This window comes from Pseudomonas ficuserectae, from assembly GCF_024584585.1.
Taxonomy (GTDB): Bacteria; Pseudomonadota; Gammaproteobacteria; order Pseudomonadales; family Pseudomonadaceae; genus Aquipseudomonas; species Aquipseudomonas amygdali.
In genome coordinates this window covers 293,430-319,424 of sequence record NZ_CP085684.1, presented here as the reverse complement: position 1 = coordinate 319,424, position 25,995 = coordinate 293,430, and the positions used below count along the sequence as shown (strand labels likewise).

General features: G+C 59.7%; 24 protein-coding genes. 19 read left to right on the top strand and 5 right to left on the bottom strand.

The genetic code is table 11. The annotated features are described in order from the left end of the window. Positions 1 to 217: 217 nt before the first annotated feature. Positions 218 to 1,582, bottom strand: a complete 1,365-nt coding sequence (locus tag LJU29_RS01505) for a formimidoylglutamate deiminase (RefSeq protein WP_057454310.1) — start codon at positions 1,580 to 1,582, stop codon at positions 218 to 220. A 202-nt stretch (positions 1,583 to 1,784) separates the two neighbouring features. Between LJU29_RS01505 and hutC the strand changes: the two genes are divergently transcribed. The 6 genes from hutC (at position 1,785) to LJU29_RS01475 (ending at position 6,328) form a co-directional block, all read left to right on the top strand. Then, on the top strand, positions 1,785 to 2,495 hold the full coding sequence (gene hutC, locus LJU29_RS01500) for a histidine utilization transcriptional repressor HutC (RefSeq protein WP_161796169.1): 711 nt from the start codon (positions 1,785 to 1,787) through the stop codon (positions 2,493 to 2,495). After that, complete coding sequence (locus LJU29_RS01495; protein ID WP_005743140.1) at positions 2,492 to 3,088, top strand: HutD/Ves family protein; 597 nt, start codon at positions 2,492 to 2,494, stop codon at positions 3,086 to 3,088. The genes hutC and LJU29_RS01495 overlap by 4 nt, the downstream gene beginning before the upstream one ends. Positions 3,089 to 3,139: 51 nt before the next feature. Beyond that, the gene (gene nhaA, locus LJU29_RS01490; protein WP_122322997.1) at positions 3,140 to 4,315 is read left to right on the top strand and encodes a Na+/H+ antiporter NhaA; all 1,176 of its coding nucleotides are present in this window, start codon (positions 3,140 to 3,142) and stop codon (positions 4,313 to 4,315) included. A gap of 105 nt (positions 4,316 to 4,420) precedes the next feature. Continuing rightward, a complete protein-coding gene (locus LJU29_RS01485) occupies positions 4,421 to 4,954 on the top strand; it encodes a DUF3455 domain-containing protein (RefSeq protein ID WP_257111552.1) in 534 nt (177 codons plus the stop codon). A gap of 103 nt (positions 4,955 to 5,057) precedes the next feature. Continuing rightward, a complete protein-coding gene (locus tag LJU29_RS01480; protein ID WP_005752451.1) occupies positions 5,058 to 5,624 on the top strand; it encodes a sigma-70 family RNA polymerase sigma factor in 567 nt (188 codons plus the stop codon). Beyond that, positions 5,621 to 6,328, top strand: a complete 708-nt coding sequence (locus LJU29_RS01475) for an anti-sigma factor (protein WP_005743144.1) — start codon at positions 5,621 to 5,623, stop codon at positions 6,326 to 6,328. The genes LJU29_RS01480 and LJU29_RS01475 overlap by 4 nt, the downstream gene beginning before the upstream one ends. Before the next feature lie 13 nt (positions 6,329 to 6,341). Here LJU29_RS01475 and epsC read toward each other — a convergent pair whose 3' ends face one another. Next, on the bottom strand, positions 6,342 to 7,295 hold the full coding sequence (epsC, locus tag LJU29_RS01470) for a serine O-acetyltransferase EpsC (RefSeq protein ID WP_257111551.1): 954 nt from the start codon (positions 7,293 to 7,295) through the stop codon (positions 6,342 to 6,344). A 197-nt stretch (positions 7,296 to 7,492) separates the two neighbouring features. On the opposite strand from epsC, the gene LJU29_RS01465 reads away from it, so the two are divergent. The 13 genes from LJU29_RS01465 (at position 7,493) to LJU29_RS01405 (ending at position 20,624) form a co-directional block, all read left to right on the top strand. Beyond that, the gene (locus LJU29_RS01465) at positions 7,493 to 8,491 is read left to right on the top strand and encodes a D-cysteine desulfhydrase (protein WP_002551606.1); all 999 of its coding nucleotides are present in this window, start codon (positions 7,493 to 7,495) and stop codon (positions 8,489 to 8,491) included. A 218-nt stretch (positions 8,492 to 8,709) separates the two neighbouring features. Continuing rightward, positions 8,710 to 9,507: a cystine ABC transporter substrate-binding protein gene (gene tcyJ / locus LJU29_RS01460; RefSeq protein WP_002551605.1), complete on the top strand. Its 798-nt coding sequence runs from the start codon at positions 8,710 to 8,712 to the stop codon at positions 9,505 to 9,507. Continuing rightward, positions 9,504 to 10,172 (top strand): cystine ABC transporter permease, encoded by a 669-nt coding sequence (gene tcyL / locus LJU29_RS01455; RefSeq protein ID WP_002551604.1) that lies wholly within the window; start codon positions 9,504 to 9,506, stop codon positions 10,170 to 10,172. Before tcyJ ends, tcyL begins: the two co-directional genes overlap by 4 nt. A 3-nt stretch (positions 10,173 to 10,175) precedes the next feature. After that, on the top strand, positions 10,176 to 10,919 hold the full coding sequence (gene tcyN, locus LJU29_RS01450) for an L-cystine ABC transporter ATP-binding protein TcyN (protein WP_005743147.1): 744 nt from the start codon (positions 10,176 to 10,178) through the stop codon (positions 10,917 to 10,919). Positions 10,920 to 11,493: 574 nt separating this feature from the next. Further along, entirely contained in the window at positions 11,494 to 12,222 is a 729-nt protein-coding gene (locus LJU29_RS01445) for a hypothetical protein (protein ID WP_005743148.1), read from the top strand. A 533-nt stretch (positions 12,223 to 12,755) separates the two neighbouring features. Next, the gene (locus LJU29_RS01440; RefSeq protein WP_004654156.1) at positions 12,756 to 13,928 is read left to right on the top strand and encodes an SfnB family sulfur acquisition oxidoreductase; all 1,173 of its coding nucleotides are present in this window, start codon (positions 12,756 to 12,758) and stop codon (positions 13,926 to 13,928) included. Positions 13,929 to 13,953: 25 nt separating this feature from the next. After that, positions 13,954 to 15,159 (top strand): SfnB family sulfur acquisition oxidoreductase, encoded by a 1,206-nt coding sequence (locus LJU29_RS01435; protein ID WP_005743150.1) that lies wholly within the window; start codon positions 13,954 to 13,956, stop codon positions 15,157 to 15,159. Further along, positions 15,159 to 16,517: an LLM class flavin-dependent oxidoreductase gene (locus LJU29_RS01430; RefSeq protein WP_005752440.1), complete on the top strand. Its 1,359-nt coding sequence runs from the start codon at positions 15,159 to 15,161 to the stop codon at positions 16,515 to 16,517. Before LJU29_RS01435 ends, LJU29_RS01430 begins: the two co-directional genes overlap by 1 nt. Before the next feature lie 255 nt (positions 16,518 to 16,772). Then, entirely contained in the window at positions 16,773 to 17,561 is a 789-nt protein-coding gene (locus LJU29_RS01425) for a MetQ/NlpA family ABC transporter substrate-binding protein (RefSeq protein WP_005730953.1), read from the top strand. Next, positions 17,558 to 18,688 (top strand): methionine ABC transporter ATP-binding protein, encoded by a 1,131-nt coding sequence (locus LJU29_RS01420; protein ID WP_057423783.1) that lies wholly within the window; start codon positions 17,558 to 17,560, stop codon positions 18,686 to 18,688. The genes LJU29_RS01425 and LJU29_RS01420 overlap by 4 nt, the downstream gene beginning before the upstream one ends. After that, positions 18,678 to 19,322, top strand: a complete 645-nt coding sequence (locus tag LJU29_RS01415; protein ID WP_002551596.1) for a methionine ABC transporter permease — start codon at positions 18,678 to 18,680, stop codon at positions 19,320 to 19,322. Before LJU29_RS01420 ends, LJU29_RS01415 begins: the two co-directional genes overlap by 11 nt. A 56-nt stretch (positions 19,323 to 19,378) precedes the next feature. Continuing rightward, on the top strand, positions 19,379 to 20,005 hold the full coding sequence (locus LJU29_RS01410) for a class I SAM-dependent methyltransferase (protein WP_005743155.1): 627 nt from the start codon (positions 19,379 to 19,381) through the stop codon (positions 20,003 to 20,005). Between the two features lie 130 nt (positions 20,006 to 20,135). After that, complete coding sequence (locus tag LJU29_RS01405; protein WP_005752435.1) at positions 20,136 to 20,624, top strand: hypothetical protein; 489 nt, start codon at positions 20,136 to 20,138, stop codon at positions 20,622 to 20,624. Positions 20,625 to 20,676: 52 nt separating this feature from the next. On the opposite strand, the gene LJU29_RS01400 is transcribed toward LJU29_RS01405, so the two are convergent. From LJU29_RS01400 to LJU29_RS01390, 3 genes are read right to left on the bottom strand one after another with little or no spacing between them, the layout of a single operon-like run. Then, a complete protein-coding gene (locus LJU29_RS01400) occupies positions 20,677 to 23,778 on the bottom strand; it encodes an efflux RND transporter permease subunit (protein ID WP_257111550.1) in 3,102 nt (1,033 codons plus the stop codon). Next, positions 23,775 to 24,863, bottom strand: coding sequence for an efflux RND transporter periplasmic adaptor subunit (locus LJU29_RS01395; RefSeq protein ID WP_057453258.1), 1,089 nt, complete (start codon positions 24,861 to 24,863; stop codon positions 23,775 to 23,777). The genes LJU29_RS01400 and LJU29_RS01395 overlap by 4 nt, the downstream gene beginning before the upstream one ends. Then, the gene (locus tag LJU29_RS01390; RefSeq protein ID WP_257111549.1) at positions 24,860 to 25,978 is read right to left on the bottom strand and encodes an efflux RND transporter periplasmic adaptor subunit; all 1,119 of its coding nucleotides are present in this window, start codon (positions 25,976 to 25,978) and stop codon (positions 24,860 to 24,862) included. The genes LJU29_RS01395 and LJU29_RS01390 overlap by 4 nt, the downstream gene beginning before the upstream one ends. Positions 25,979 to 25,995: the final 17 nt, after the last annotated feature.

The following is a 25,995-nucleotide window of genomic DNA, read 5'->3' as shown; positions in this document are numbered from 1 at the left end:
CGCATGCCTTTCTGGATGCTCCGCGTCCGATTTTCGATGGGCGGCGCGGCGCAGATTTGTGACGCCGAGCGTCACCCACAGCATTCCCACGCTGGAGCGCGAGGAACGATAAGCGTCGTGGCTGGAAAGTGAGGAACGCCAATCGTCCGCAAGAACACTATCGTGCCCATGCTCCGCGTGGGCATGCCGTTCTGGACGCTCCGCGTCCTCCCTCGCATCAGCCCAGCAATTCCCTCAGCACCTGTGCAAACGCTCGACTGCTTTGCTCTTCTGCGGCATGTCGCCCTTCGCGTATGACCCAGCGCCCATTCACGGCTACGTCGCGAATCTGTCGGTCGCTGCCGGCGAACAGCCAGCGGTTGAGGATGGCGTCGCCCGAAGCCGTGGCGATGTACGGGTCGTTGCCATCCAGCACCAGCCAGTCGGCGCGTTGCCCCACTTGCAGCGTACCAACCTGCTGCCCCAGCGCTTGCGCGCCACCCGCGAGCGCGGCGTCGTACAAAGTGCGGCCCACCATCGGCTGATCACTGCGATACAGCCGGTTACGACGCTGATCGCGTAGACGCTGGCCGTACTCCAGCCAGCGCAACTCCTCGACCACGCTGAGCGAAACGTGACTGTCCGAGCCAATTCCCCATCGGCCACCCTGGGCAATGTAGTCCACCGCCGGAAAGATACCGTCGCCCAGATTGGCCTCGGTGGTCAGGCATAACCCGGCTACCGCGCCACTTTGCGCCATCAGTTGCACCTCATCTGCCTCGGCGTGGGTCGCATGCACCAAGCACCAGCGGTTATCCACAGGGGCATTTTCATAAAGCCATTGCAGCGGACGCCGACCGCTCCAGTTCAGGCAGTCATCGACTTCCTTCTGCTGTTCCGCAATATGGATATGCACAGGGCACTGCTGGTCGCTGGCCGCCAGTACTTCACTGATCTGCTGTGGCGTCACCGCACGCAGCGAGTGGAAGCACAGACCCAACTGCTGCGTGGGCTGAGCCGCCAGAAGCGGGCGTAGACGAGCCTGCAAATCCAGATAGCTGTCAGTGCTGTGGATAAACCGCCGCTGCCCTTCGTTGGGTGCCTGCCCGCCAAACCCCGAGTGGCTGTAAAGCACCGGCAGCAGGGTCAGGCCGATGCCGACCGAACTTGCTGCCTGACTGATCTGCACGGCCAGTTCGGCAGGATCTGCATAGGGTTTGCCATCCAGGTCCTGATGCACGTAATGAAATTCGGCAACCGAGGTGTAACCGCCCTTGAGCATTTCGATGTACAGCTGGCGAGCGATAACGCCCAGTTGCTGCGGACTGATGCGCCCTACCAGGCGATACATGAGGTCGCGCCAGGTCCAGAAACTATCGTTGGGGTTGCCCGCCACTTCCGCCAGTCCGGCCATCGCCCGCTGAAACGCATGAGAGTGCAGGTTCGGCATGCCAGGCAGCAACGGGCCACTGACGATTTCGGCACCCTGCCGATCCGCATTGGCCTCGATGCGGGTCAAAACGCCTTCCTGGCTGACCTCCAGACGCACATTGTTGGCCCAGCCGTCGGGGAGTAACGCGCGCTCGGCAAAGAAGGCTGACATTGACTTCACACCTCATCACTGTAATTTGTATATACATATACAGACGTTTAAGCGACCGGTAAACCTTCGGCACGCTTGCCGAGCAGCAGGTTAATGGTTAGCGTGGCGCTCTCAGGCGTCTGAATCATCGTCAAAACGTCATTTTGAAAACAAGGACTCACACGTGTCGACTCCGCCCGCCTCTTCTTCCCTGGCAGCCCAGATGGGCGAAAGTCCCGCACCCTTGTACGCCCGCGTCAAACACATGATCGCCCTGCAGATCCAGAATGGCACCTGGCCGCCGCACCATCGCGTACCGTCGGAAAGCGAGCTGGTGACGCAACTGGGTTTCAGCCGCATGACCATCAACCGCGCCCTGCGTGAGCTGACCGTTGAAGGTTTGCTGGTGCGCATGCAGGGTGTTGGCACTTTTGTCGCCGAACCCAAAAGCCAGTCGGCGCTGTTCGAAGTGCATAACATTGCGGACGAGATCGCCGCGCGCGGCCATCGCCATACCTGCAAGGTCATGGTGCTAAAGGAAGAAGCCGCAGGCTCCGAGCGCGCGCTGGCGCTGGACATGCGCGAAGGCCAGCGGGTGTTCCATTCACTGATCGTGCACTACGAGAACGACATTCCGGTGCAGATCGAAGACCGCTTCGTGAACGCCCAGGTCGCCCCGGACTACCTCAGGCAGGACTTCACCCTACAGACGCCTTATGCCTATCTGTCGCAGGTTGCACCGCTCACCGAAGGCGAGCATGTGGTCGAGGCGATCCTCGCCGAAGCCGATGAATGCACGTTGTTGCAGATCGATGCCGGAGAGCCCTGCCTGCTGATTCGTCGCCGTACCTGGTCAGGCCGCCAGCCCGTCACCGCTGCGCGCCTGATCCACCCCGGCTCCCGCCATCGCCTGGAAGGACGCTTTACCAAATGAGCCAGACTCGCCTCCTGCGTGCCGTCGACTACCCGCGCATGCCGTGGAAAAACGGCGGTGGCAGCACTGAAGAAATCGCTCGCGATGCAGGCCAGGACCTCGACGGTTTCGGCTGGCGGCTGTCGATCGCCGATATTGAAACCTCGGGCGGCTTCTCGGTGTTCGCCGGTTATCAACGCATCATTACCGTCTTGCAGGGCGCGGGCATGACACTGGACGTGGACGGCGTTACCAGCCGCCCGTTGCTGCCATCGGACCCGTTTGCGTTCAGCGGCGACAGTGAAGTCAGTTGCACACTGCTGGACGGGCCGATTCGCGACTTCAATCTGATCTATGCTCCTCATCGTTACACGGCACGCCTGCACTGGATAGACGTGCGTCATCCGCAACGGCTGTTCAGTTCAGCCGGCATCTTTGTGCTGTTCAGCATGGCCGAGCAAGTAGCGATAAGCGTGAACGGCCAGCCGTGGGAAATTCTCGGTAAACTTGATTGCGCTCAAGTGGATAATTCTGGCGGTTTGCTGGAAATCGAACTGCAATCACCTCGCGCCAGTCGTTGCTGCCTGATCGAACTCACCGCCACGGGCCTGTAGACGCATTCCTGGCACCTCATAACAAAAATAGCCTTGCACTCAAGGATGACCATGACTCAAGTTTCCAACCGGGAAACGCCCAGAGGCGTTGCCGTCCTCACCCGTTTCCTCGCCTCCGAATCAGCAGGCGGCATCGTCTTGATGGCGGCGGCGCTGGCCGCCCTTATCGTCGCCAACTCTCCTCTCTCAGCGAGCTATTTCTCGATTCTGCACAGTGTCTGGCTGGGCCTGTCGGTGGAGCTGTGGATCAACGACGGGCTGATGGCCATCTTTTTTCTGATGGTCGGCCTGGAGATCAAACGCGAAGTGCTGGCCGGCGGCCTGGCAACCTGGGGACAACGCGCCCTGCCCGGCTTTGCAGCGGCGGGCGGCATGCTGGTGCCTGCGCTGATCTACATCGCGATTAACTGGGGCAACCCGCAAACCCTCAGCGGCTGGGCGATTCCAGCAGCCACCGACATCGCCTTCGCCCTCGGCGTGCTGTCGCTGCTGGGCAGTCGGGTGCCGACCTCGCTGAAAGTCTTTCTGGCCGCGCTGGCGATTCTCGACGACTTGGGTGCTGTGACCATCATCGCGTTTTTCTACAGCTCGGGGCTGAACCTGCCGATGCTGGCCGCCGCATTCGCAACCCTCGCCGTATTGATCGCGCTGAACCGCCTGAACGTCCGCCGCCTGCTGCCCTATTTGCTGCTCGGCGCGCTGCTATGGTTCTTCGTCCTGCAATCGGGCGTACACGCCACGCTGGCCGGCGTGGCGCTGGCGCTGTGCATCCCGATGGGCAAGCCCGAGGAGGAAGCACGCTCGCCGCTGCTGTTTCTTGAAGAAAAAATGCATTACTGGGTGGCGTTCGCTGTGGTGCCGATATTCGGCTTTGCCAATGCGGGTGTATCGCTTTCCGGCATCACCCTGGCAAACCTGATCGACCCGGTGCCTATGGGTGTCGCATTGGGCCTGTTCGTCGGCAAGCAGATCGGAGTGTTCCTTGCCGCAGTGCTGGCGATTCGTGCCGGGCTGGCGACATTGCCGGAAGGCAGCAACTGGGTGCAGTTGTACGGCGTCGCTATTTTGTGCGGCATCGGCTTTACCATGAGCCTGTTCATCGGCAACCTGGCGTTTCCTGGTTCGCAGCACCTGATCGATGAAGTAAAAGTCGGTGTGCTGATCGGCTCGGGCCTCGCGGCAATTGCCGGTATTTTGCTGCTGCGCAGCCGTTTCAGCCGGCACTGAAAAAATATTTTCAAATCACTGCATCCGGATGGGTTTCTCGCGGGTAGTACATTCAGCAGCCACTTCGAGTTGCTGAGCGCGGTTAAACAATCTGGAGATTTCTGCATGAACGCAAAACGCTTGCTCTGCCTTGCTGGTAGCACCCTGGCTTTCACTTGCCTGTCATCCATTGCCATGGCTCAGACTGACCTGCCCGAAAGCGTCCGGGTACCGGCCGGCAACAAAGTCAGCATGACCACCACCGGGGTCGGCGAGATCACTTACGAGTGCCGCGCCAAAGCCAACATGCCCAACGAGATGGAGTGGGCATTCGTCGGTCCCAAGGCCGTGCTCAATGACAAGAGCGGCAAACAGGTCGGCACCTACTACGGCCCACCGGCCACCTGGGAAGCCAAAGACGGCTCGAAACTGACCGGTACTCAGGTTGCTGTGGCCCCGTCGAGCGCAGGCAACCTGCCGTACCAACTGGTCAAGGCCAACCCGGGTGAAGGCAAGGGCGCAATGACGGGCGTCACTTACATTCAGCGCGTGGCCTTGAAAGGCGGCGTAGCCCCGGCCAAAGCCTGTGCAGAGAGCAACAAGGGCGCGAAGGAAGTGGTCAAGTATCAGGCCGATTACCTGTTCTGGACCGCCAGCTGATCAATGCGCTTAATCAGGTGACCGTGCAACAGTAGGCTATGCTGCTGCACGGGAGCCTCGTGATGTCAGCGAGGCAGTAGTCTTCCTTCGATGGCGGATCATCTTGTCCTCGCACGAATCTCTCTTTGATTACGAAGCAACGTTGCAGGCCTGCGCTCGCGGTGACAAGCAGGCCTTGCAGCGTCTTTATCAACAGGAAAGCGCGCGGCTGCTCGGCGTCGCTCAGCGGCTGGTGCGTGACCGGGCGCTGGCTGAAGACATCGTGCATGACGCATTCCTGAAAATCTGGAGCCACGCGGCCAGCTTCGACGCGACGCGCGGTTCGGCGCGTGGCTGGATATTCAGCGTGACCCGGCATCTTGCGCTGAACACGCTGCGCAACACGGCGCGCGAGGTACGTGTCGAGGATGACGGCAGCGACGATCATCACGAACAGGCAACCCTGGAGGGCTGGCAGGAAACCGGGGATGCTTTCGATTGGCGGGTCAATCCAGGACGGATGACTTCATGCATGGAGCAACTCGAGCCGGTACGCCGAAACTGTATCTTTCACGCTTACGTAGACGGCTATTCGCATCAGGAAATCGCGCAGAAGATCGGCGCGCCATTGGGTACGGTCAAAGCCTGGATCAAGCGCAGCCTGACGGCTTTGCGGGAGTGCATGGGATGAACCGGCCTTTAGACGACAACATTCATGACCTGGCGGGCGAGTATGTGCTCGGCACCCTGTCGGCACAGGAAAGGCTCGACGTAGAGCGTCGCCTGCCCCACGAGCCTGATCTGCAGGCGGCCATCGACGCTTGGGAGCAGCGCCTGCTGCCCCTGACAGAGTTGGCCGAACCGGTTACGCCATCGCCCGGCCTGTGGGATCGCATCGAACGTAACTTGCTGGAACTGGCAGCACCCGCCAAAGCGCTGCACAGACAGCGAGTGCGCTGGTGGGACAACCTGTCGGTCTGGCGGGGGCTGGCGGGTGCCGGATTAGCGGCGTCGCTGGTGCTGGGCATGACGTTGCTGACCCGCGCGCCGGCGCAACCGTCCTACCTCGTGGTATTGGTCGGGCCGCAGGACAAGGCTCCCGGCTGGGTTGTGCAAGCCAGCAACTCGCAGGAAATCCAGCTTATTCCGCTTGGCGTGTTCGAGGTTCCGAACGACAAGGCGCTGGAGTTCTGGACCAAGGGTGACGACTGGCAAGGCCCGGTCTCACTCGGGCTGGTCAAGCCGGGTCAGAGCCTGCATGTTCCGTTAGACAAACTGCCGCCACTGCAACCCAATCAGCTGTTCGAACTGACCCTGGAGAAATCCACCGGTTCGCCAATAGGCAAGCCTACCGGGCCGATCCAGTTCATCGGCCGGGCGGTGAAGGTGATCTGATAACGGAGCGATCTCACTTCTTGCTGCAATCATCCTGTTGCAGCAAATTGGCCTGGGTCAGGTTGCAGCCCGCCGGTACGCTGCGCGTCAGCCAGACATTGCCGCCGATGGTCGAACCCTTGCCAATGGTGATGCGCCCCAGAATAGTCGCACCCGCGTAGATCACCACGTCGTCTTCAACGATTGGGTGCCGTGCATGGCCTTTCTGCAACTGGCCGTCCTCGTCCGACGGGAAGCGCTTGGCGCCCAGGGGCACGGCCTGATAGATCCGCACCCGCTCGCCGATGATCGCGGTTTCGCCAATTACCACGCCTGTTCCATGGTCGATAAAGAAGCTCGGGCCGATCTGCGCGCCCGGATGAATATCGATACCGGTCGCCGAATGGGCGATCTCCGAGCTGATGCGCGCCAGCAATGGCAAACCGGCGCGATACAAATGGTGCGCCAGACGATGGTGGATCACCGCCAGAATGCCGGGGTAGCACAGCAGCACTTCATCGACGCTGCGTGCGGCCGGGTCGCCGTGGTAGGCGGCCAGCACGTCAGTGTCCAGTAACAGACGAATACCCGGCAGGGCAATGGCGAAACCCTGAATCAGCTCGAGCGCTCGCGCATCGATGCTCTTCAGGTCACCGCCCTGCTGATGGGCGACGTAGCGCAGCTCCAGGCGGGCCTGGGCCAGCAGCGCATTGAGTGCCACATCCAGCGTATGCCCCACGTAAAAATCTTCGCTTTCTTCACGCAGGTCCACCGGGCCAAGCCGCATCGGGAACAACGCCCCGCTCAGCGCTTCAAGAATTTCGCCCATGGCTGCACGCGAAGGCAGTTCGCGCCCGCCGTGCTCGCCGCTTACCCGACGGTTGCGCGCCCGCCAGTCTTCACGCGCGCCGCGCAACTGGCTGACGATCCGCTGCAACTGCCAGTGGCTGGAACTGCCGTCGGCGGATGCTTCTGGAATATCGCTCACGCTTGACTCTCCTTGATGTGAAGGGTGGCGACCGACAGTGCTGGCCGCTGCTGTTACCACTCTACGGCAAACATTCAGACGAAAAAAACAACAATTTCTGTAGGAATACGCCAACAGAGCAGTGAGCACAGATAAGTTGCCGTGCGGGAAACGTCTGCCTATAGTCCGGTGACTCTCTACACGGCTTACCGACCACCATGATCAAAAATCAGCTTGCCCGTTTCAATCGCCTGGACTTGATCAGCGCGCCGACGGCTCTGGAAAAGCTTGAGCGCCTGTCGATCTGGGCAGATCGCGATATCTACATCAAGCGTGATGACACCACCACCCTGGCGCTGGGCGGCAACAAGGTTCGCAAACTTGAATACCTCGCCGCAGACGCGCTGGCCCAAGGTGCCGACACGCTGATCACTGCGGGCGCTATCCAGTCCAACCATGTTCGCCAGACTGCTGCCCTGGCGGCGCGCCTGGGCCTTGGCTGCGTGGCGCTGCTGGAAAACCCCATCGGCACTGAAGACCCGAGTTACCTGAAAAACGGCAATCGCCTGCTGCTGGAGCTGTTCGATGCCAAGGTCGAGCTGGTCGAAAACCTCGACAACGCCGACGAACAACTGCACGCGCTGGCTGCGCGTCTGCGCTCCAGCGGCAAGAAGCCTTATCTGGTGCCCATCGGTGGCTCAAGCCCGGTCGGTGCGCTGGGTTATGTTCGCGCCGGGCTGGAACTGGCTGAGCAGATCAAGCAGACCGGCATCGACTTTGCGGCGGTTGTTCTGGCCTCCGGCAGCGCGGGCACCCACAGCGGCCTGGCGTTGGCACTGGCTCACGAGTTGCCGCAATTGCCGGTTATCGGCGTGACCGTTTCGCGCAGTGAAGAAGCACAACTGCCCAAAGTGCAGGGCTTGGCCGAGCGTACGGCAGAATTACTGGATATCGCCCTGCCGGAGCACTTCAAGGTTGAACTGTGGGACGAATATTTCGCTCCGCGTTATGGCGAACCGAACGCCGGTACGCTGGCAGCGATCAAGCTGGTGGCCAGCCATGAAGGGCTGTTGCTGGACCCGGTTTATACCGGCAAGGCCATGTCCGGCTTGCTGGATGGCATTGGCCGTCAACGCTTCAACGACGGCCCGCTGATCTTTCTGCACACTGGCGGTGCTCCGGCGCTGTTTGCCTACCCGGATGCGTTTGATCAGTAACTTTTCAGCCTGTGCAGCGTTTATGCCTTTTGGAAGGGAAAATAACTTTTTTTGTTATTTTTCCTCATAAGCAGATGGCTATATAGCCGCGCCCGGCAGACAACAACACTGACGGAACACCTGACGTAACTGCCTGAAAAAAGCTGAATAATCAGCACGAAGTTGCTTGAGTCGGGTCAGAAAAAGGCCAGACACTTCCATATCAACAAGGGGCTCGCATGAACATTTCCGCTATTCGTCGCACGTTTCTTTTCTCGGCACTGAGCTTGATGCTCGGTACCGGTATCGCCGGGCAAGCCATGGCTGGCGAGCAACTGCAGAAAATCAAGGATAGCGGCACGCTTAATGTGGGCCTTGAAGGCACTTACCCGCCGTTCAGCTTCGTCGATGAAAACGGCAAGCTCACCGGCTTCGAAGTCGAGTTTTCCGAAGCGCTGGCCAAGGAACTGGGTGTGAAAGCCAAGATCCAGCCATCGAAATGGGACGGCATTCTGGCCGCTCTGGATTCCAAGCGTCTGGATGTGGTGATCAATCAGGTGACCATCTCCGAGGAGCGCAAGAAGAAGTACGACTTCTCCGAGCCCTACACCGTGTCCGGCATTCAGGCGCTGGTTCTGAAGAAGAACGCAGACACCATCAAGACAGCCAAGGACCTGACCGGCAAGAAGGTTGGCGTGGGGCTGGGCACCAACTACGAACAATGGTTGAAGGAAAACGTCCCGGGCGCAATCGTCAAAACCTATGACGATGACCCGAGCAAAATCCAGGACCTGAGTGTAGGCCGTATCGACGCGATTCTCGTTGACCGTCTGGCAGCTCTGGAAATGGCTACCAAGACCAAAAACAAACTGGTGCCCGCAGGTGACGCGTTTTCACGTCAGGAGTCCGGCATTGCCCTGCGCAAAGGCGAACCCGAGTTGCAGGCAGCTATCGACAAGGCGATCGACAAACTGCGCGCGGACGGCACCCTGGAAAAACTGTCGAAGAAATACTTCAACGCTGACGTCACCAAATGATCGAAGAGAGCCTTCAGCTCGCGCTGGACTCCGCGCCCTTTCTGCTCAAGGGCGCGTATTACACTGTCTTCCTCAGCCTGGGCGGGATGTTTTTCGGGTTGCTGCTGGGCTTCGGCCTGGCATTGATGCGCCTGTCGCGCCTCAAACTGGTGAACTGGATTGCACGCATCTACGTGTCGTTCTTTCGCGGTACGCCCTTGCTGGTCCAGCTGTTCGTGATTTATTACGGCCTGCCGGAACTGGGTATCCAGCTTGAACCTCTGAGCGCGGCACTGATCGGCTTTTCGTTGAACATGGCCGCTTATGCTTGTGAAATTCTGCGTGCGGCCATTAGCTCCGTGGAACGCGGTCAGTGGGAGGCTGCCGCAAGCATCGGCATGACCCGCTGGCAGACCATGCGCCGGGCCATACTGCCGCAAGCAGCACGCACGGCCTTGCCGCCGCTGGGCAACAGCTTCATTTCGCTGGTCAAGGACACCGCGCTGGCCGCCACCATTCAGGTGCCGGAGCTGTTCCGCCAGGCGCAGTTGATCACCGCACGTACCTTTGAAATTTTCACCATGTACTTGGCCGCCGCACTGATCTACTGGATCCTTGCCACGGCGCTCTCGCACCTGCAAAACAAGCTGGAAGCCAGGGTCAACCGGCATGATCTGGAGACCTGACGCATGATAGTCGTTGAAAAACTCACCAAGAAATTCAAGGGCAATCAGGTGCTCAAGGGCATCGATCTGCGTATAGAAGCCGGGGAAGTCGTCGCCATCATCGGTCCCAGTGGCTCGGGCAAGACCACCCTGCTGCGCTGCCTGAACCTGCTGGAGACGCCGGATAGCGGCAGGATCAAGGTGGGTGACATCGAGATCGATGGCACACGCTCCATGAACCAGCAACAGGGGTTGATTCGCCAGTTGCGCCAGCAGGTAGGGTTCGTGTTTCAGAACTTCAATCTGTTTCCGCATCGCACAGCGCTGGAAAACGTCATTGAAGGCCCGGTAGTGGTCAAGAAGGTCGCGCGGGAAGCCGCCGAGGCGCTGGGCAGGAAACTGCTCGCCAAGGTCGGTCTGACCGGCAAGGAAGACGCCTACCCGCGTCGTCTCTCGGGCGGGCAGCAGCAGCGCGTGGCGATTGCACGGGCGCTGGCGATGGAGCCGCAAGTGATTCTGTTCGACGAGCCAACCTCGGCACTGGACCCGGAACTGGTTGGCGAGGTGCTGACCACTATTCGCGCCCTGGCCGAAGAAAAGCGCACGATGGTAATCGTCACCCACGAAATGAGCTTTGCACGGGAGGTCGCCAACCGGGTGATCTTCATCGACAAGGGGGTGATCGTGGAGCAAGGCGAAGCCAAAGCACTGTTCGCCGACCCTAAGGAAGAGCGCACACGGCAGTTTCTTGAGCGCACGCGTCACTGATCATGCCGGTAGGTCCCCAAAAAAGCAGCGTCCATCAACGGCGCTGCTTTTTTCTTACATTTCAGAAGGCGTTAATCGTTCAAGATCCTTGCTCAATTCCCGCGTAATTTTCCGAAAAATCATCGAAATAATAAAATCGGCCTACGTCAGCTCTCATACCTGATTCATAGTCGGCTGGCCTGAGACACACGCCCCTTGCCGAACACCCTCTTCTGAGCCCTCCTCCGTCGGTTACTGCCTGTTGCTATTGGTACTTTGTGGTAGGACGGTTGTTTATCGCGAAGTAAACAGTTCCAAATAAACCGTGTAGGAAGTCTCCGGTTTTCAAGTAAAACACTAGCAAACGCCACCCACATATTGACAAGTGCCTGCAAAGCCCATTAGCTCATACACATCACTCAGTTAGTGAGACACTAAAGTTTCAAGCCCTCTTTTCATACCATTTGTAATGTTTGCCATAAGTTGGATATTTAAGGTACTTATCCCACCGCCTTAAGCGCACCTATTATTACTTCAACATGACAATTTATGACGAATCGTTACTTGAACTATTGATTATCAGGAGCACCCGTACATGAGCCAAATCATTTGCAAACCGACCCCTATGGGCCTGTCAGCCCCTTCCATACCGCTGGCCAGCCGACATGGCATAGGCGTGAGAGGTGCCTCTCAACTGCTTGTTCATGTGGCCCCCTATGACAGCATGGACGAGGGAGACCTGATCGAACTGTTCTGGGACGGCTGTTACGTCGCGTCAAAAATATTGAAGGCATCCGACGTCGGCAAACCCGTTGTCCTACGCGTGCCGGAAAGCTTTCTACAGAACGGCAAAGCAAGAACTTACTACCGGGTCATGAAAATAGGCGGTTTGCCCGTAACCTCGCCCTGCCGCAAGCTGTGGGTGAAGCTGAACGCACCAGGCGGGCAATTGGTCAGCACCAATACGGAAGAAAACCAGGGGCTGGCACCGCTGTATGTTGTGCCATCGGTAATACGTCGAGGACTGTCGCGCAGGCACCTGGAAGGCGGTTTACCGATGACCATCGAGCCGTACCTGAACATGGCTGTTCACGACGAGATCACTGTGCGCTGGGGCGATTTGCGTATGGACCTGCCGCCGCTTGTTGCCGAAGACGTCGGTGAGCCTGTCGATCTGGTCGTGCCGCCCGCGCTGATACTGGAAGGCGGAGAGGAACAACAACTGGAAGTGACTTACTGTGTTATCGACCGAGTGGGTAACAACTCGCTCTGGGCTCCGCCACGGGTAATACGGGTTCAGCCACTGGGCCATTACACTGATTGAATACGACGAATCGAATAATCGAGGCTCCTGAAAAAATCACCTGCAAAATAGCCGGCACGGTGATAGCAGTCATCCATAAAATAAACATTGGCAACTTATGTCCGCTACTGTTTAAACCTATGCCGCGCATGCAATAAACGGCGAAATCGCGCAGGCGTCAGCGGTGTTCATTTCGCATTTGATTCTGCACCTCGGTCTGGCACCTCGGGTGACGTCGGTTGAGGCGCTGAACGGACGCAGACGACTGACAATTACTGTCTATGCTTATTCCAAAAAGCACGTTTTAAAAAATTTTATACACGCTTAGGGTATATATACCGGACCACCGGACATCGTGATGTTTTCCAGCCGCACTTGATGCGGTCTACTGCTACGAGGTTCCGATGGTCCCTTTCACAACTACCCCTGTGGATAAACCCAGGGCTGTACCTACTGACGGTGAGCGACGCGAGTCTGATCCGGCGGCGGTAGCAGCCCACCACGTCGAGGCTTCACAAGAGCCTGACGTAGCTCCCCGACTGCTTGCGGCCAAAGTGTTGCAAAACGACGCCGAGGCCATTGCAGCCGCTCATGAACTGGCAGCGGCAGCCAGGATCAATGCTGCAAACCGCGACCGGCAACGCGCTTTGCCGTGGGCTGAAATCGAACAATTCACCCGTAGCGGACTGGGCAGCATATCCATCCCGCGCGCGTACGGCGGGCCGCAAGTATCGTTCGTCACGGTGGCCGAGGTGTTCAGGATTATTTCTGCTGCCGACCCCGCATTGGGACAAATTCCGCAAAATCAGTTTGGCATCCTGCACCTGCTGCAGGGCAGCGCCACCGAACAGCAGAAAAAAACACTGTTTCAGAGCGTGCTGGACGGCTGGCGCATCGGCAACGCCGGGCCGGAGCGTGGCACCAAAAACACGCTGGAACTCAAGGCACGGATCACCGCCAATGGCGACCGCCTGACCATCACCGGACAAAAATTCTATTCCACCGGCGCGTTGTTTGCGCACTGGGTCGCGGTCAAGGCGCTGGATGATCAGGGCCGGCAGATCATGGCCTTCGTCAAACGCGGCACACCGGGGCTGCGCATCGTCGATGACTGGTCGGGCTTTGGCCAGCGCACCACCGCAAGCGGTACCGTGCTGCTCGACAATGTTGCGGTCGACGCCGGGCAGGTGGTCGACAACTGGCGTCTGGCCCTGACGCCCAATATTCAGGGTGCGGTATCGCAGTTGATCCAGGCCGCGATAGACGCGGGCATTGCTCGCGGTGCAATTGATGATGCGATTGCGTTCGTTCGCGAGAAATCCCGTCCGTGGATCGACGCCAATGTCGAGCGTGCCAGCGACGATCTCTACGTGATTGCCGACATCGGCAAGCTGAAACTTGAGCTACACGCCGCCGAAGCGTTACTGCGCAAGGCGGGTCAGGAACTCGACGAAATCAACGCTGCGCCCATAGACGAGCACTCGGCAGCGCGCGCTTCCATTGCCGTGGCGCGTGCCAAGGTGCTTACCACCGAAATCTCCTTGTTGGCCAGCGAAAAGCTGTTCGAACTGGCGGGCAGCCGCGCGACCCTGGCCGAGTTCAATCTCGACCGCCACTGGCGTAACGCACGCGTCCATACCCTCCACGACCCGGTGCGCTGGAAATACCACGCAGTCGGCACCTGGCATTTGAACGGCACCCTGCCTGCTCGCCATTCCTGGATCTGAACCAGACCACTGGAGAACACCTTTGATGAGTTCCAACCTTCAGGCGCGCGACAACGCAGCGCTGATTACCAGTGACGCTCAGGCCCTGCAAACAGCCCGCGAACTGGCCCTGCACTTCAAGACCGACAGCGCACAACGCGACCGCGAGCGTCGTTTGCCTCATGCCGAACTCGACCTGTTCAGTCAGTCCGGTCTGTGGGGCATCAGTGTCCCGAAGGCCTTTGGCGGCGCGGGTGTTTCAAACGTGACGCTGGCCAAGGTGATACAGCTGATTTCCGAAGCCGATGGCTCGCTGGGCCAGATTCCGCAAAACCATTTCTATGCCCTCGAGGTGTTGCGCGTGAACGGCAACCCGCAGCAACAGGCGCAACTGTATGCCGAGGCGCTGGCTGGCGTGCGGTTCGGCAACGCGCTGGCCGAACTGGGAACCAAAACGGCACATGACCGCACCACTCGCCTGACCCGTGACGGCGACGGTTATCGCATCAATGGCCGCAAGTTCTACGCGACCGGCGCGCTGTACGCGCAACGTATTCCCACCTCGGTGATCGACGACGAGGGTGTGCAGCAACTGGTTTTCGTCGCGCATGACAGCGAAGGCCTGACCGTCATCGACGACTGGAGCGGTTTCGGGCAGCGCACCACGGGCAGCGGCTCGGTGCTGTTCGACAACGTGTACGTCCGCGCCAACGACGTCGTGCCGTTCCAGAGCGCTTTCCAGCGCCCCACTACGGTCGGGCCGCTGGCGCAGATTCTTCATGCCGCGATCGACACCGGCATCGCCCGCGCAGCCTTTGAGGACGCCCTGACCTTCGTGCAGACGCGCACCCGGCCGTGGATCGACTCGGGTATCGAAAAGGCCGTGGACGACCCGCTGACGCTGCACAGCTTCGGCAAACTCGGTATTCGCCTGCACGCCGCCGAAGCACTGCTCGAGCGCGCCGGGGAGTTTCTCGACGTTGCCCAGGCAGACAGCAATGCCGAAACCGTGGCCGCCGCCTCGATAGCCGTTGCCGAAGCCCGCGCCATCAGCACGGAGATTTCCCTGGCGGCCGGCAGCACGTTGTTCGAACTGGCTGGCAGTCAATCGACACTGGCTGAACACGGCCTGGATCGCCACTGGCGCAATGCGCGCGTTCATACGCTGCACGATCCGGTGCGCTGGAAGTTTCACGCCATCGGCAATTACTACCTCAACGACACCAACCCTCCGTTGCGGGGGACGATCTGATGGCGCGTAAAAAGATCCTCCTCAACGCGTTCAACATGAACTGCATCGGCCATATCAATCATGGTCTGTGGACGCATCCGCGTGATACCTCAACGCAATTCAACAGCCTGGAATACTGGACCGAGCTGGCGAAACTGCTGGAACGTGGTCTGTTTGACGGTTTGTTCATCGCCGACATCGTGGGCGTGTACGACGTCTATCAAAACTCGGTGGACGTCACCCTCAAGGAAGCCATCCAGTTACCGGTCAACGACCCGCTGCTGCTGGTTTCGGCAATGGCTGGCGTGACCAGACACCTGGGCTTTGGCCTGACGGCCAACCTGACCTACGACGCGCCCTATCTGTTCGCCAGGCGCATGTCGACACTCGATCATCTGAGCCGTGGCCGGGTGGGCTGGAACATCGTGACCGGCTACCTCGACAGCGCGGCGCGAGCGATGGGTCTCACCGAGCAGAACGAGCACGACCGCCGTTACGATCAGGCCGATGAATACCTGGAGGTGCTCTACAAGCTCTGGGAAGGCAGCTGGGAAGACGATGCCGTCATCAATGACCGCGAGCAGCGCGTCTATGCCCAGCCGGGCAAGGTGCACAAGGTACGGCACCAGGGCGAGTTCTATCAGGTCGAGGGCTACCACCTGTGCGAGCCGTCACCGCAACGCACGCCAGTGCTGTTTCAGGCCGGCAGTTCGGAGCGCGGCCTGCAATTTGCCGGGCAAAACGCAGAATGCGTGTTCATCAGCGGCCAGAACAAGACCGCGACCCGCGAGCAGGTAGACAAGGTGCGCGCCAGCGCAGTGAAGGCCGGGCGCAACCCGGAGGACATCAAGGTGTTCATGGGCCTTAACGTCATTGTCGCCGCGACCGAGGCGCTGGCTCGGGAGAAACACGCCGAGTACCGCCACCATGCCAGCGCCGAAGCAGGCGTGGCGCACTTTGCGGCGTCGACCGGTATCGATTTTGCCGAATACGAACTGGACGAACCCATTCAATACGTGAAGAGCAACGCCATTCAGTCCGCGACCAGAAACCTGAAAAACAACGACTGGACCCGCCAGAAACTGCTCGATCAGCACGCGCTGGGCGGCCGTTACATCACCCTGGTCGGCTCGCCTGAACAGGTCGCTGATGAGCTGGAATCGTGGATTGCAGAAACCGGCTTGGACGGTTTCAACCTGACCCGCATCGTCACGCCAGAGAGCTACGAGGACTTCATCGATCTGGTGATCCCGGAGTTGCAACGCCGCGGGTCATACAAGACCGCTTACGAAGACGGCAGCCTGCGCAAAAAACTGTTTCCGGAAGGTACGGATCGATTGCCGGAACGGCACGCGGGAGCGGCACACCGGCGTATTTGATTATCAAACGGACGCAGAGCGTCCAGAACGGCATTACCACGCAGAATGCTCGGCGTTATACATAAGTCTGCTCTTGATTCTGGCCGAAGGCCGTGGGAGCGGACTTGTCCGCGAGAGGGCCGGTATATTCTTTGAAAATGCATCTACTGAGATACCGTCTTCGCGGACAAGTCCGCTCCCACAAAGCTCCATATTCAAGGAATCTCAGGACTTTGTGCAGAACGCAGGAGCAATAATTTCTTAAAGGACCGCACCATGAGCAAAACCCTCGCTGCACTGGCCCTCGGGCTGTTGACCCTGACCGCTTACGCTGACGACAAGCCCTTGAAAGTCGGCACCACGGCAGCCTTCGCCATACCGCTTGAAGCCGCTGTAGAAGAAGCTGGCAAGCAGGGCCTGAAAGTCGAGCTGGTCGAATTCACCGACTGGATCGCCCCCAACGTCACCCTCGCCGCAGGCGATATCGACGTGAACTACTTCCAGCACATCCCTTTCCTGACCAACGCCAATGAAGCCGCCGGTTTCGGCTTGGTGCCCTATGCGCCGGGGATCATCAACAACGTGGGTCTGTACTCGAAAAAGTACAAAAGCTTTGATGAGCTGCCGACCGGCGCCACCGTGGCCATTGCCAATGACCCGATCAACAGCGGACGCGGCCTGCAACTGCTGGCAAAGGCCGGGCTGATCACGCTCAAGCAAGGCGTCGGCTACAAGGCGACAGAGGAAGACATCACCGCCAACCCGAAAAAGCTCAAGATCATTCAGGTTGAAGCCGTGCAGCTGGTGCGCGCCTACGATGACGCCGATCTGGTGCAGGGCTACCCCGCCTATATCCGTCTGGCCAAAACCTTTCCCGCCGACTCGGCCATCCTGTTCGATGGCCTGGACCACCCGGAATACGTCATTCAGTTCGTGATCAAACCTGACCACAAGGACGACCCGCGTCTGGCGAAATTCGTCGATATCTATCAGCACTCGCCCGTCGTCCGCGCTTCGCTGGACAAGGTCAACGGCAAGCTTTACCAGGTAGGATGGAAAGAATGACCGCAACCGCGCAACGCCAACTGCCACTCGATACCCCGAGCGCAAGCACACTGGCGCAACAGGCCGAGCTGCACCCGGAGCTGAATCGCGCCCATGTGCGGTTCATCAACCTGGGCAAGACCTATCACGGCAAGCAAGGCCCCGTTGAAGCGCTGGGCAATATCGACCTGGCTGTCCAGCGCGGCGAGATCTTCGGCATTATCGGCCGCAGCGGCGCAGGCAAGTCCTCGCTGATCCGCACCATCAATCGCCTGGAACAACCCAGCAGCGGCCGGGTGCTGATTGATCAGGTGGACATCGGCGAGTTCGACGAAGACAAACTGGTGGAGCTGCGCCGACGCATCGGCATGATCTTCCAGCACTTCAACCTGATGTCGGCCAAGACCGTCTGGCAGAACGTCGAGCTGCCGCTCAAGGTCGCAGGCGTGCCCAGGGAGCAACGCGCGCGCAAGGTCGCGCAGTTGCTGGAACTGGTGGGGTTGCAGGACAAGCACAACGCATACCCCGCGCAACTGTCCGGCGGGCAGAAACAGCGCGTCGGCATTGCCCGCGCACTGGTGCATGATCCCGCAATCCTGTTGTGCGACGAGGCCACTTCAGCACTGGACCCGGAAACCACTCAGTCGATCTTGGGCCTGTTGCGCGAAATCAATCAGCGCCTGGGCCTGACCATCGTGCTGATCACCCATGAAATGGCGGTTATTCGTGATATCTGCCACCGCGTTGTGGTGCTGGAGCAAGGCCGGATAGTCGAGCAAGGGCCGGTCTGGCAAGTGTTTGGCGACCCGCAGCACGACGTCAGCAAAACCCTGCTGGCACCGCTGCAAACCGGGCTGCCGAAGGAGTGGGCCGAGCGTCTGAGCGATCAGCCGCAACGGCCTGATGCAGCCCTGTTACTGGATGTGCATTTTACCGGTGCCAGTGACCAGGGGCCTGATCTGGCCGCGCTGTTTGCCGCGCTGGGCGGCAAGGTGCAATTGCTGCAGGGCGGGGTCGAGCGCATTCAGGAGCGGGCCATCGGCCACTTGATTCTGTCGGTCGCCGGCTCACTGCATACACGTGACGAGTTGCTGGCACGCGCCCGTCAACTGGCGCCACGCGCGGAGGTATTGGGTTATGTGGGTTGATCGTTTGCTGCAAGGCACCCTCGACACGTTTCTGATGGTCGGTGTGTCGTCATTGATCGCACTGCTGCTGGGCATCCCGCTGGCGGTGATTCTGGTCACCAGTTCCAAAGGCGGCATCTATGAGGCACCGGGGATCAACCGCGTGCTGGGTGCCTTCGTGAACCTGTTTCGCTCTATTCCCTTCCTGATTCTGATGGTCGCGCTGATCCCGTTCACGCGGATGATCGTCGGCACCACGTATGGTGTCTGGGCAGCCGTTGTGCCACTGACCATTGCTGCCACGCCGTTCTTTGCACGGATCGCCGAAGTGAGCCTGCGCGAGGTCGATCACGGCCTGGTCGAAGCGGCGCAAGCGATGGGCTGTCGGCGCTGGCACATCATCTGGCACGTATTGCTGCCAGAAGCGCGCCCCGGCATCGTCGGCGGCTTTACCATCACGCTGGTGACGATGATCAACTCATCGGCCATGGCCGGTGCCATCGGCGCAGGCGGGCTGGGCGACATTGCCTATCGCTACGGCTATCAGCGCTTCGATACGCAGGTGATGCTGACCGTGATCGTCTTGCTGGTGGCGGTCGTAGCGCTGGTGCAACTAGGCGGTGACCGGCTGGCGCGCAGCTTCGACAGGCGCTGAGCAGCCGCAACGCAGCGAGGGTATATTGGCGGTCTTCCTTTACCGGACCGCCCCTGATGAAACTCGACCCTCAGACGCTTGCGCAGATTACCTCGACCACCGTCAGCCATTACAACAGCGTGGCCGACGAATTTCGCGAAGGCACACGCGACCACGACGTCAGCCAGAATATCGATGCCCTGTTGCGGCATATCGAAGGCCCGGCACCGTGGCAGATTCTCGACTTCGGCTGCGGGCCGGGGCGTGACTTGAAGACGTTCACAGCGATGGGCCATGTGGCGGTCGGGCTAGACGGCTCCGAACGTTTCGCCGAAATGGCACGCGCCGAGACCGGTTGCGAAGTGCTACAGCAGAACTTCCTCGAACTCGACCTGCCGCAAGGCCGCTTCGATGGCCTCTTCGCCAACGCAGTGCTGTTCCACATCCCCAGACAGGAACTGCCACGCGTGCTGCGCGAACTGTATGCCACGCTCAAACCGGGCGGCGTGCTGTTCAGCTCCAACCCGCGTGGTGAGAATCAGGAAGGCTGGAACGGCGAGCGTTACGGCGCGTACCACGACCTCGAAACATGGCGCGAACTGCTGACCGAAGCCGGGTTTAGCGAGCTGGAACACTACTACCGCCCCGCCGGGTTACCGAGAGAGCAGCAGCCTTGGTTGGCGAGTGTCTGGCGGCGTCAGTGATGTGCGGCGCTGTGCAGTTCGTGTGCTGGTACTTCTGACAGTATCGTTCAGCAACCTGTGCGTCTTAGGATAGATTCAGCCACTTAAACAGGCGGCTTGCATCCATCCGAATCGATCAAAGGAACTGATCATGGCGAACGAATATCTGGAAAATGGCGATTTCAGCGACAATCTTACTCACTGGACAGCCCCAGTGGGCTTTGAGCCAGACTTCAAGCCCAAAGGCGAAGGTCAAAGCATCAAGCTGAATACGGGAGTGACCGTAAGCCAGTCTATTATTGAACTGCCCGCCCAGCGTCTGCATCTCGAGTTCGACGTTCTTAACGCAGAGGATGTAGACGAGGTGTTCTTCGTCGTGGTCGTGGGTGGCTACAACGTCAAGGATGAGATTAATCTGACGCAGGTCGTAAACTTCGCAACTCAGGAATGGGTGCATTATTCTGGCGACTTCGATTTCCAGGTGCAGCTCAAGAAATGCTTCTTGAATATATCTGCCCCGGCGCAGACCTCCAGCTCTTCGCCTTCAGGCCTGACAAAGGCCTCGCCGTTCGGCCCGGTACGGTTCGCCAACCTTAGCCTGTCCACGATCGACGTCAAAGACGCAGGCGAGACCGACTGATTGCCGGGTCGGCAGCCCTGCCCCGCGTCACAGGCGGCAGGGCACGCCGACCTCAATGCGCTGGCTGCGCGTGCTCGCCGTCACCCTTGTCAGCCGCTTCGCGACGCTGTTCGTCGGTTGGTTCCTTGATGCGGTACCAAGCCACGTACAACGCAGGCAGGAATAGCAGGGTCAGCAACGTGGCGATGATGATGCCACCGATCATGGCGTAGGCCATCGGGCCCCAGAACACTTCCCGCGCAATGGGGATCATGCCCAGGCTCGCCGCGGCCGCGGTCAGCAAAATCGGACGACGGCGATGCTCGGTGGCTTCGACCACAGCGTCCCAAGGCAGATACCCACTGCGCTCATAGGCATCGATCTGGGTCACCAGAATCACCGAGTTGCGGATGATGATGCCGATCAGCGCCAGCACCCCGAGAATCGCCACGAACCCCAGTGGTGTCCCCGTCGGGATCAGCGCCAGCACCACACCGATTAGCCCCAGAGGCGCGACACTGGCCACCAGAAACATCTTCTGAATGCTGTGCAACTGAATCATCAGGAACGTCGCCATGAGGAACAGCATCAGGGGAGCAACGCTGGCAATCGGCCCCTGCGCCTTGCTGCTTTCTTCGACCGTACCGCCCGTTGCAACCTTGTAGCCGACCGGCAGACCAGCGGCGAACTTGTCGATTTCAGGTTGCAGCTGTTTGACCAGATCGGTTGGCTGAATCGCGTCCCGTACCGCGCCCTTGACGGTGATGGTCGGCATGCGATCGCGGCGCCAGACCAACGGCTGCTCCAGCTCGTAACCAACGGTGGCGAACGCCAGCAGCGGAATGGATGTTCCAGTCTGGGTCACGATTTGCAGGTTCTGCAGGGTTTCCGGCGTGCCGCGTTCTGCGTCTTCAGCACGTCCGATCACATTGATCAGATAGATATCATCACGCACCTGGGTCACGGTTGAACCGCTGACCACGCTGTTCATCAGCTTGGCGACGTCTTCCGACGACAGGCCCAACTGCCGGGCCTTGTCCTGATTGATATCGATGCGCAGCACCTTGCCCGGCTCATTCCAGTCGTAGATCACTTCGCCCACATGCGAGTTGTGATCGAGCAGTTTGGCCAGCTCGATGGCGTGCTGGCGCACCTTGTCGATGTTCTCGCCGCTGACGCGATACTGTAACGGACGACCCACCGGAGGGCCCATCTCCAGCGCCTGCACATACGAACCGATACCGACGAAGTCATCACGCAAGCGTTTTTGCAGACGGGCAGTCAACGCGCTCCGCTCCTCCAGGCCTTTGCTGACAATCACCAGCTGGGCGTAGAACGGATTTTCCAGCTGCTGATCGAGTGGCAGGTAGAAACGCAACGCGCCCTGGCCGATGTAGGTGCTCCAGCGCTCGATGTCCGGATCGTCCTTGAGGCTCGCTTCAAAACGATCCACCACCTTGCGCGTTTCGTTGATTGAGGCGTTCTGCGGCAGGTTCAGGTCGACCAGAATTTCCGGGCGGTCCGAAGACGGGAAGAACTGGTTCTGCACGAACTGCATGGAGAACAGCGACGCGGCGAACAACCCTACCGTGATGGCAATCGCCAGCCAGCGATGGCGCATGGCCCAGAGCATGCTGCCGTTGAATGCCCGGCCGATGCGGCCCGGCTCTTCGGATTTCGGTTTGATGTTGCCGCTCAGAATGTGCACGCCGATCACCGGTGCGAACAGAACGGCGACCAGCCACGACACCAGCATCGCCACGGCAATGACAGCAAACAGTGTGAATGTGTATTCCCCCGCAGAGCTGTTGTTCAGCCCGATCGGCACAAAGCCGGCCACGGTCACCAGCGTACCGGTGAGCATCGGGAACGCTGTCGAGGTATAGGCGTACGTCGCGGCCTGCTCCTTGGATTCCCCCATTTCCAAACGTGTGACCATCATTTCCACGGTAATCATGGCGTCGTCCACCAGCAGGCCGAGGGCGATGATCAGCGCGCCGAGGGAAATCCGTTGCATGGTGATGCCGCTGTATTCCATGAACACGAACACCATCGCCAACACCAGCGGAATCGAACACGCGACCACCAACCCTGCGCGAAACCCGAGGCTGACGAAGCTGACCAACAGCACGATAATCACTGCCTCGAACAACGCGCTGGTGAAGCCGCCCACAGCCTTGTTGACCACCTCGGCCTGATCCGACACCTTGTGCACGCCAATGCCGACTGGCAGCTCCGCTGTGGTAGCGTCCATAAGTTCGTGCAGCGCCTTGCCGAACGACTGGATATTGCCGCCCTTCTGCATCGCGATGGCCAGGCCTATCGCCGGTTTGCCATCGAAGCGGAACAGCGGCTTGGGCGGATCGGTGTAGCCACGGGTTATGTCAGCAATGTCGCTCAGACGATAAAAACGGTCATTGATGCGCAGATTGACTGCAGCCAGATCCTTCTCGGAAGCGAACTGGCCGGAGGTACGCACCGAGATCCGCTCCGGCCCGGCTTCTATCACCCCGGCAGGCGTCACCGCGTTCTGCGATTGCAGGCTTTGCACCACCTGGCTCTGGTCGATGCCCAATGCTGCGAGCTTGCGTGTCGAGAAGTTCAGGTACACCACTTCGTCCTGCTGACCGATCATCTCGACCTTGCCCAGCCCGGGCACGTCGCGGATGTCGGCGCGGACCTTCTCGACGTAGTCCCGCAACTGACGCATCGAGAAACCGTCTGCGGTAAACGCATAGATCGAGCCGTATACATCGCCGAACTCGTCGTTGAACGACGGGCCTTGCAGCCCCTGCGGGAACTGGCCACGGATGTCATCGACTTTCTTGCGCACCTGATACCAGATTTCCGGTATCGCCTTGGCACTGGTGGTGTCACGCAGGTACACGAAGACTGTGGACTCGCCCGGTCGTGTGTAGCTCTTCACGTAGTCCAGCGAGTCCAGTTCTTCGAGCTTCTTCTCGATGCGGTCGGTGACCTGCTTGAGGGTCTCATCCACCGTCGCGCCCGGCCAGCGGGTCTGGATAATCATGGTCTTGATGGTGAAGGACGGATCTTCCTCGCGCCCAAGCTTCATGTAGGAAAACACGCCCATCAGCAGCGCGACAAACATCAGGTACCAGACGAACGACTGATGCTTGATGGCCCACTCGGATAAATTGAAATTCCCTTTCATCGCGGGCTTTCCTCATCGACTTTGACTTTCTGGCCCGGCTTGAGGCTGTTGACGCCCGCGCTTACCACTTTTTCACCTGCCTTGACGCCATTGGCCAGCACGAAACTGTTGCTGTCACGGCTGATAATGTTCACAGCCCTCGGGTTGACCGTCTGGTTTTGCGGGTCGACGATCCATATCTGGCTTTTGCCATCGGCCTGCTGCAAGGCATTGATCGGCAAACGCATGCGCGGCGTGATGGTCGAGCTGAGCGTCACGCTGATGGCCGTGCCCAGCCGGAAGGCCGCTGGCGTTTGCGCCAGCGTCAGACGTGCACGGCGGGTACGTGTGGCACGGTCGGCCTGAGGTTCGATTTCACGAATGGTGGCGGTGGTGTTCACTTCCGGATTCAACTGACTGGCTACCGTGAATACCACGTCGGACGGCAGCTGGTCAGCCAGTGTGTCAGGGAGGTCGATCACCGCTTCCTTGATGTCCGGCCGCGCCAGGGTCACGACTTCCTGCCCGGCCGTAACAACCTGACCGGCCTCGACTTTCCATTCGGTGACCACAGCATCGTGATCACTGCGCAGCTCGCTGTAGCTCAATTGATCGCGGGCCTGTTGTGCAGCGGCTTTGGCCTGTTCCTGCGACGAGCTGGCGGTCTTCAGATCGGTCAGGGCGATGTCCAGTTGCGCCTGGGCACCCACACCGCGATCAAACAGTTCCTGCTGGCGGCGAGCATTGGCCTGAGCGTTGATCAACTGCGCCTGCACATTGGCCAGGTCGCCCTGCCGGGCACGCACTGTATTCTGCTGATCGGTCGGATCAAGGGTGGCGAGCAAATCGCCTTTCTTCACTTCAGCGCCTACGTCGACGTTGCGCCGGGCAATACGTCCCGCCACACGAAAACCCAACACGCTCTGATAACGCGCCTGAATATTGCCGGCAAAACGCCCGAAATCCTGATTTGACTCAGGCCTGGCTTCGACGAATACGACAGGACGCATCGGCTCCGGAGGGGCCTCGTCCTTGCCGCAGCCACTCAACAGAAAGCCACTGGACAGAAGGCCACCCAGCAACAGGCATGACGACAGACGCTTCATGGCTGCACCTGCGCGTTCTGCTGTTTGGGCTGTTCGGCAATCTCGACCTGCATGTCCGGGTGTAACAACTGTCCGCCTGCCACCACGACTTTCTCCCCACTTTTAAGCCCGTCGCCGATGATGACTTTGGCAGTCAGATAACGAGTAACGGTGACCCTGCGCAAATTGACTTTGCCCTGCTCGTCCACCACCCACACGGCAGGCTTGCCCAACTGCTCGCCAAGGTCCTTGGTCAGCGCCGCCCAAGGCAGCTCGACACTGGCATTGGCCGGTGCGCTCAGCGCCACGCTGACTACCGAGCCCAGGTCCATGCCTTCAGGCAGCGGATCGAGCGCGATCTTGACCTGTAAAGTGCCGGTTTGCGCCGAGACTGCCGGGGTCACTTCGCGTACTTTGCCGCTGACCTTGATGTCCGGGTTGTCGAGCAGCGTGACCTGCACAGGCTGATTGGTCGGCGGCTGAACGAACAGGGACTCGTAGACATTGAACACCGCATCCCGATCACCGTCGCGTGCCAGATCGAAAATCGGCATCGTGGCCTGCACCACCTGCCCGACTTCAGCCTGACGCGCGGTGATCACACCCAGCGCATCCGCGACCAGTGCGGTATACCCTAATTGTTCACGGGCATTGGCAAGTTGCGCTTGCGCAGCCTTCAACGAGCTTTCGCTGCCGCGCAAGGCGGCCTGGGCCGAGTCATATTCACTACGGCTGGTATAGCCTTTGGGCAACAGCTTTTGTTGCCGGACAAAAGCGGCGCGGGCCTGATTCACGCGGGCCTGCTCGGCGGCCACAGAGGCTGCGGCCGAATCGACATTGATCTGCAAATCCTTCGGATCAAGCCGGGCCAGCACCTGCCGGGCAGTGACCCGGTCGCCGACATCGACATTACGCTGAATGATCTTGCCATTGACCCGGAATGAAAGCCGGGTCTGCACCCGCGCCTGAACATCACCGGTCAGGGCGACACTGGCGGCGAAGTCGGCACTTTTTACCGTTTGCACATAAACCCTGGGCAGTTCGGGCGCCGCCGGTTTTTCCTCGCCACACCCCGTTAACATCGCCAAGGCAGCAGCGAGACCTAATGTAACCAGTCTAGAAGGAAGAACGGGCATGCAGACTCCTTGTGCGG

Excerpts from the sequence above, each read along its gene's own strand:
- LJU29_RS01505 (WP_057454310.1), bottom strand. The coding sequence starts at position 1,582 with ATGTCAGCCTTCTTTGCCGAGCGCGCGTTACTCCCCGACGGCTGGGCC.
- hutC (WP_161796169.1), top strand. The coding sequence starts at position 1,785 with ATGGGCGAAAGTCCCGCACCCTTGTACGCCCGCGTCAAACACATGATC.
- LJU29_RS01495 (WP_005743140.1), top strand. The coding sequence starts at position 2,492 with ATGAGCCAGACTCGCCTCCTGCGTGCCGTCGACTACCCGCGCATGCCG.
- nhaA (WP_122322997.1), top strand. The coding sequence starts at position 3,140 with ATGACTCAAGTTTCCAACCGGGAAACGCCCAGAGGCGTTGCCGTCCTC.
- LJU29_RS01485 (WP_257111552.1), top strand. The coding sequence starts at position 4,421 with ATGAACGCAAAACGCTTGCTCTGCCTTGCTGGTAGCACCCTGGCTTTC.
- LJU29_RS01475 (WP_005743144.1), top strand. The coding sequence starts at position 5,621 with ATGAACCGGCCTTTAGACGACAACATTCATGACCTGGCGGGCGAGTAT.
- LJU29_RS01465 (WP_002551606.1), top strand. The coding sequence starts at position 7,493 with ATGATCAAAAATCAGCTTGCCCGTTTCAATCGCCTGGACTTGATCAGC.
- tcyJ (WP_002551605.1), top strand. The coding sequence starts at position 8,710 with ATGAACATTTCCGCTATTCGTCGCACGTTTCTTTTCTCGGCACTGAGC.
- tcyL (WP_002551604.1), top strand. The coding sequence starts at position 9,504 with ATGATCGAAGAGAGCCTTCAGCTCGCGCTGGACTCCGCGCCCTTTCTG.
- tcyN (WP_005743147.1), top strand. The coding sequence starts at position 10,176 with ATGATAGTCGTTGAAAAACTCACCAAGAAATTCAAGGGCAATCAGGTG.
- LJU29_RS01445 (WP_005743148.1), top strand. The coding sequence starts at position 11,494 with ATGAGCCAAATCATTTGCAAACCGACCCCTATGGGCCTGTCAGCCCCT.
- LJU29_RS01435 (WP_005743150.1), top strand. The coding sequence starts at position 13,954 with ATGAGTTCCAACCTTCAGGCGCGCGACAACGCAGCGCTGATTACCAGT.
- LJU29_RS01430 (WP_005752440.1), top strand. The coding sequence starts at position 15,159 with ATGGCGCGTAAAAAGATCCTCCTCAACGCGTTCAACATGAACTGCATC.
- LJU29_RS01425 (WP_005730953.1), top strand. The coding sequence starts at position 16,773 with ATGAGCAAAACCCTCGCTGCACTGGCCCTCGGGCTGTTGACCCTGACC.
- LJU29_RS01420 (WP_057423783.1), top strand. The coding sequence starts at position 17,558 with ATGACCGCAACCGCGCAACGCCAACTGCCACTCGATACCCCGAGCGCA.
- LJU29_RS01415 (WP_002551596.1), top strand. The coding sequence starts at position 18,678 with ATGTGGGTTGATCGTTTGCTGCAAGGCACCCTCGACACGTTTCTGATG.
- LJU29_RS01410 (WP_005743155.1), top strand. The coding sequence starts at position 19,379 with ATGAAACTCGACCCTCAGACGCTTGCGCAGATTACCTCGACCACCGTC.
- LJU29_RS01405 (WP_005752435.1), top strand. The coding sequence starts at position 20,136 with ATGGCGAACGAATATCTGGAAAATGGCGATTTCAGCGACAATCTTACT.
- LJU29_RS01400 (WP_257111550.1), bottom strand. The coding sequence starts at position 23,778 with ATGAAAGGGAATTTCAATTTATCCGAGTGGGCCATCAAGCATCAGTCG.
- LJU29_RS01395 (WP_057453258.1), bottom strand. The coding sequence starts at position 24,863 with ATGAAGCGTCTGTCGTCATGCCTGTTGCTGGGTGGCCTTCTGTCCAGT.
- LJU29_RS01390 (WP_257111549.1), bottom strand. The coding sequence starts at position 25,978 with ATGCCCGTTCTTCCTTCTAGACTGGTTACATTAGGTCTCGCTGCTGCC.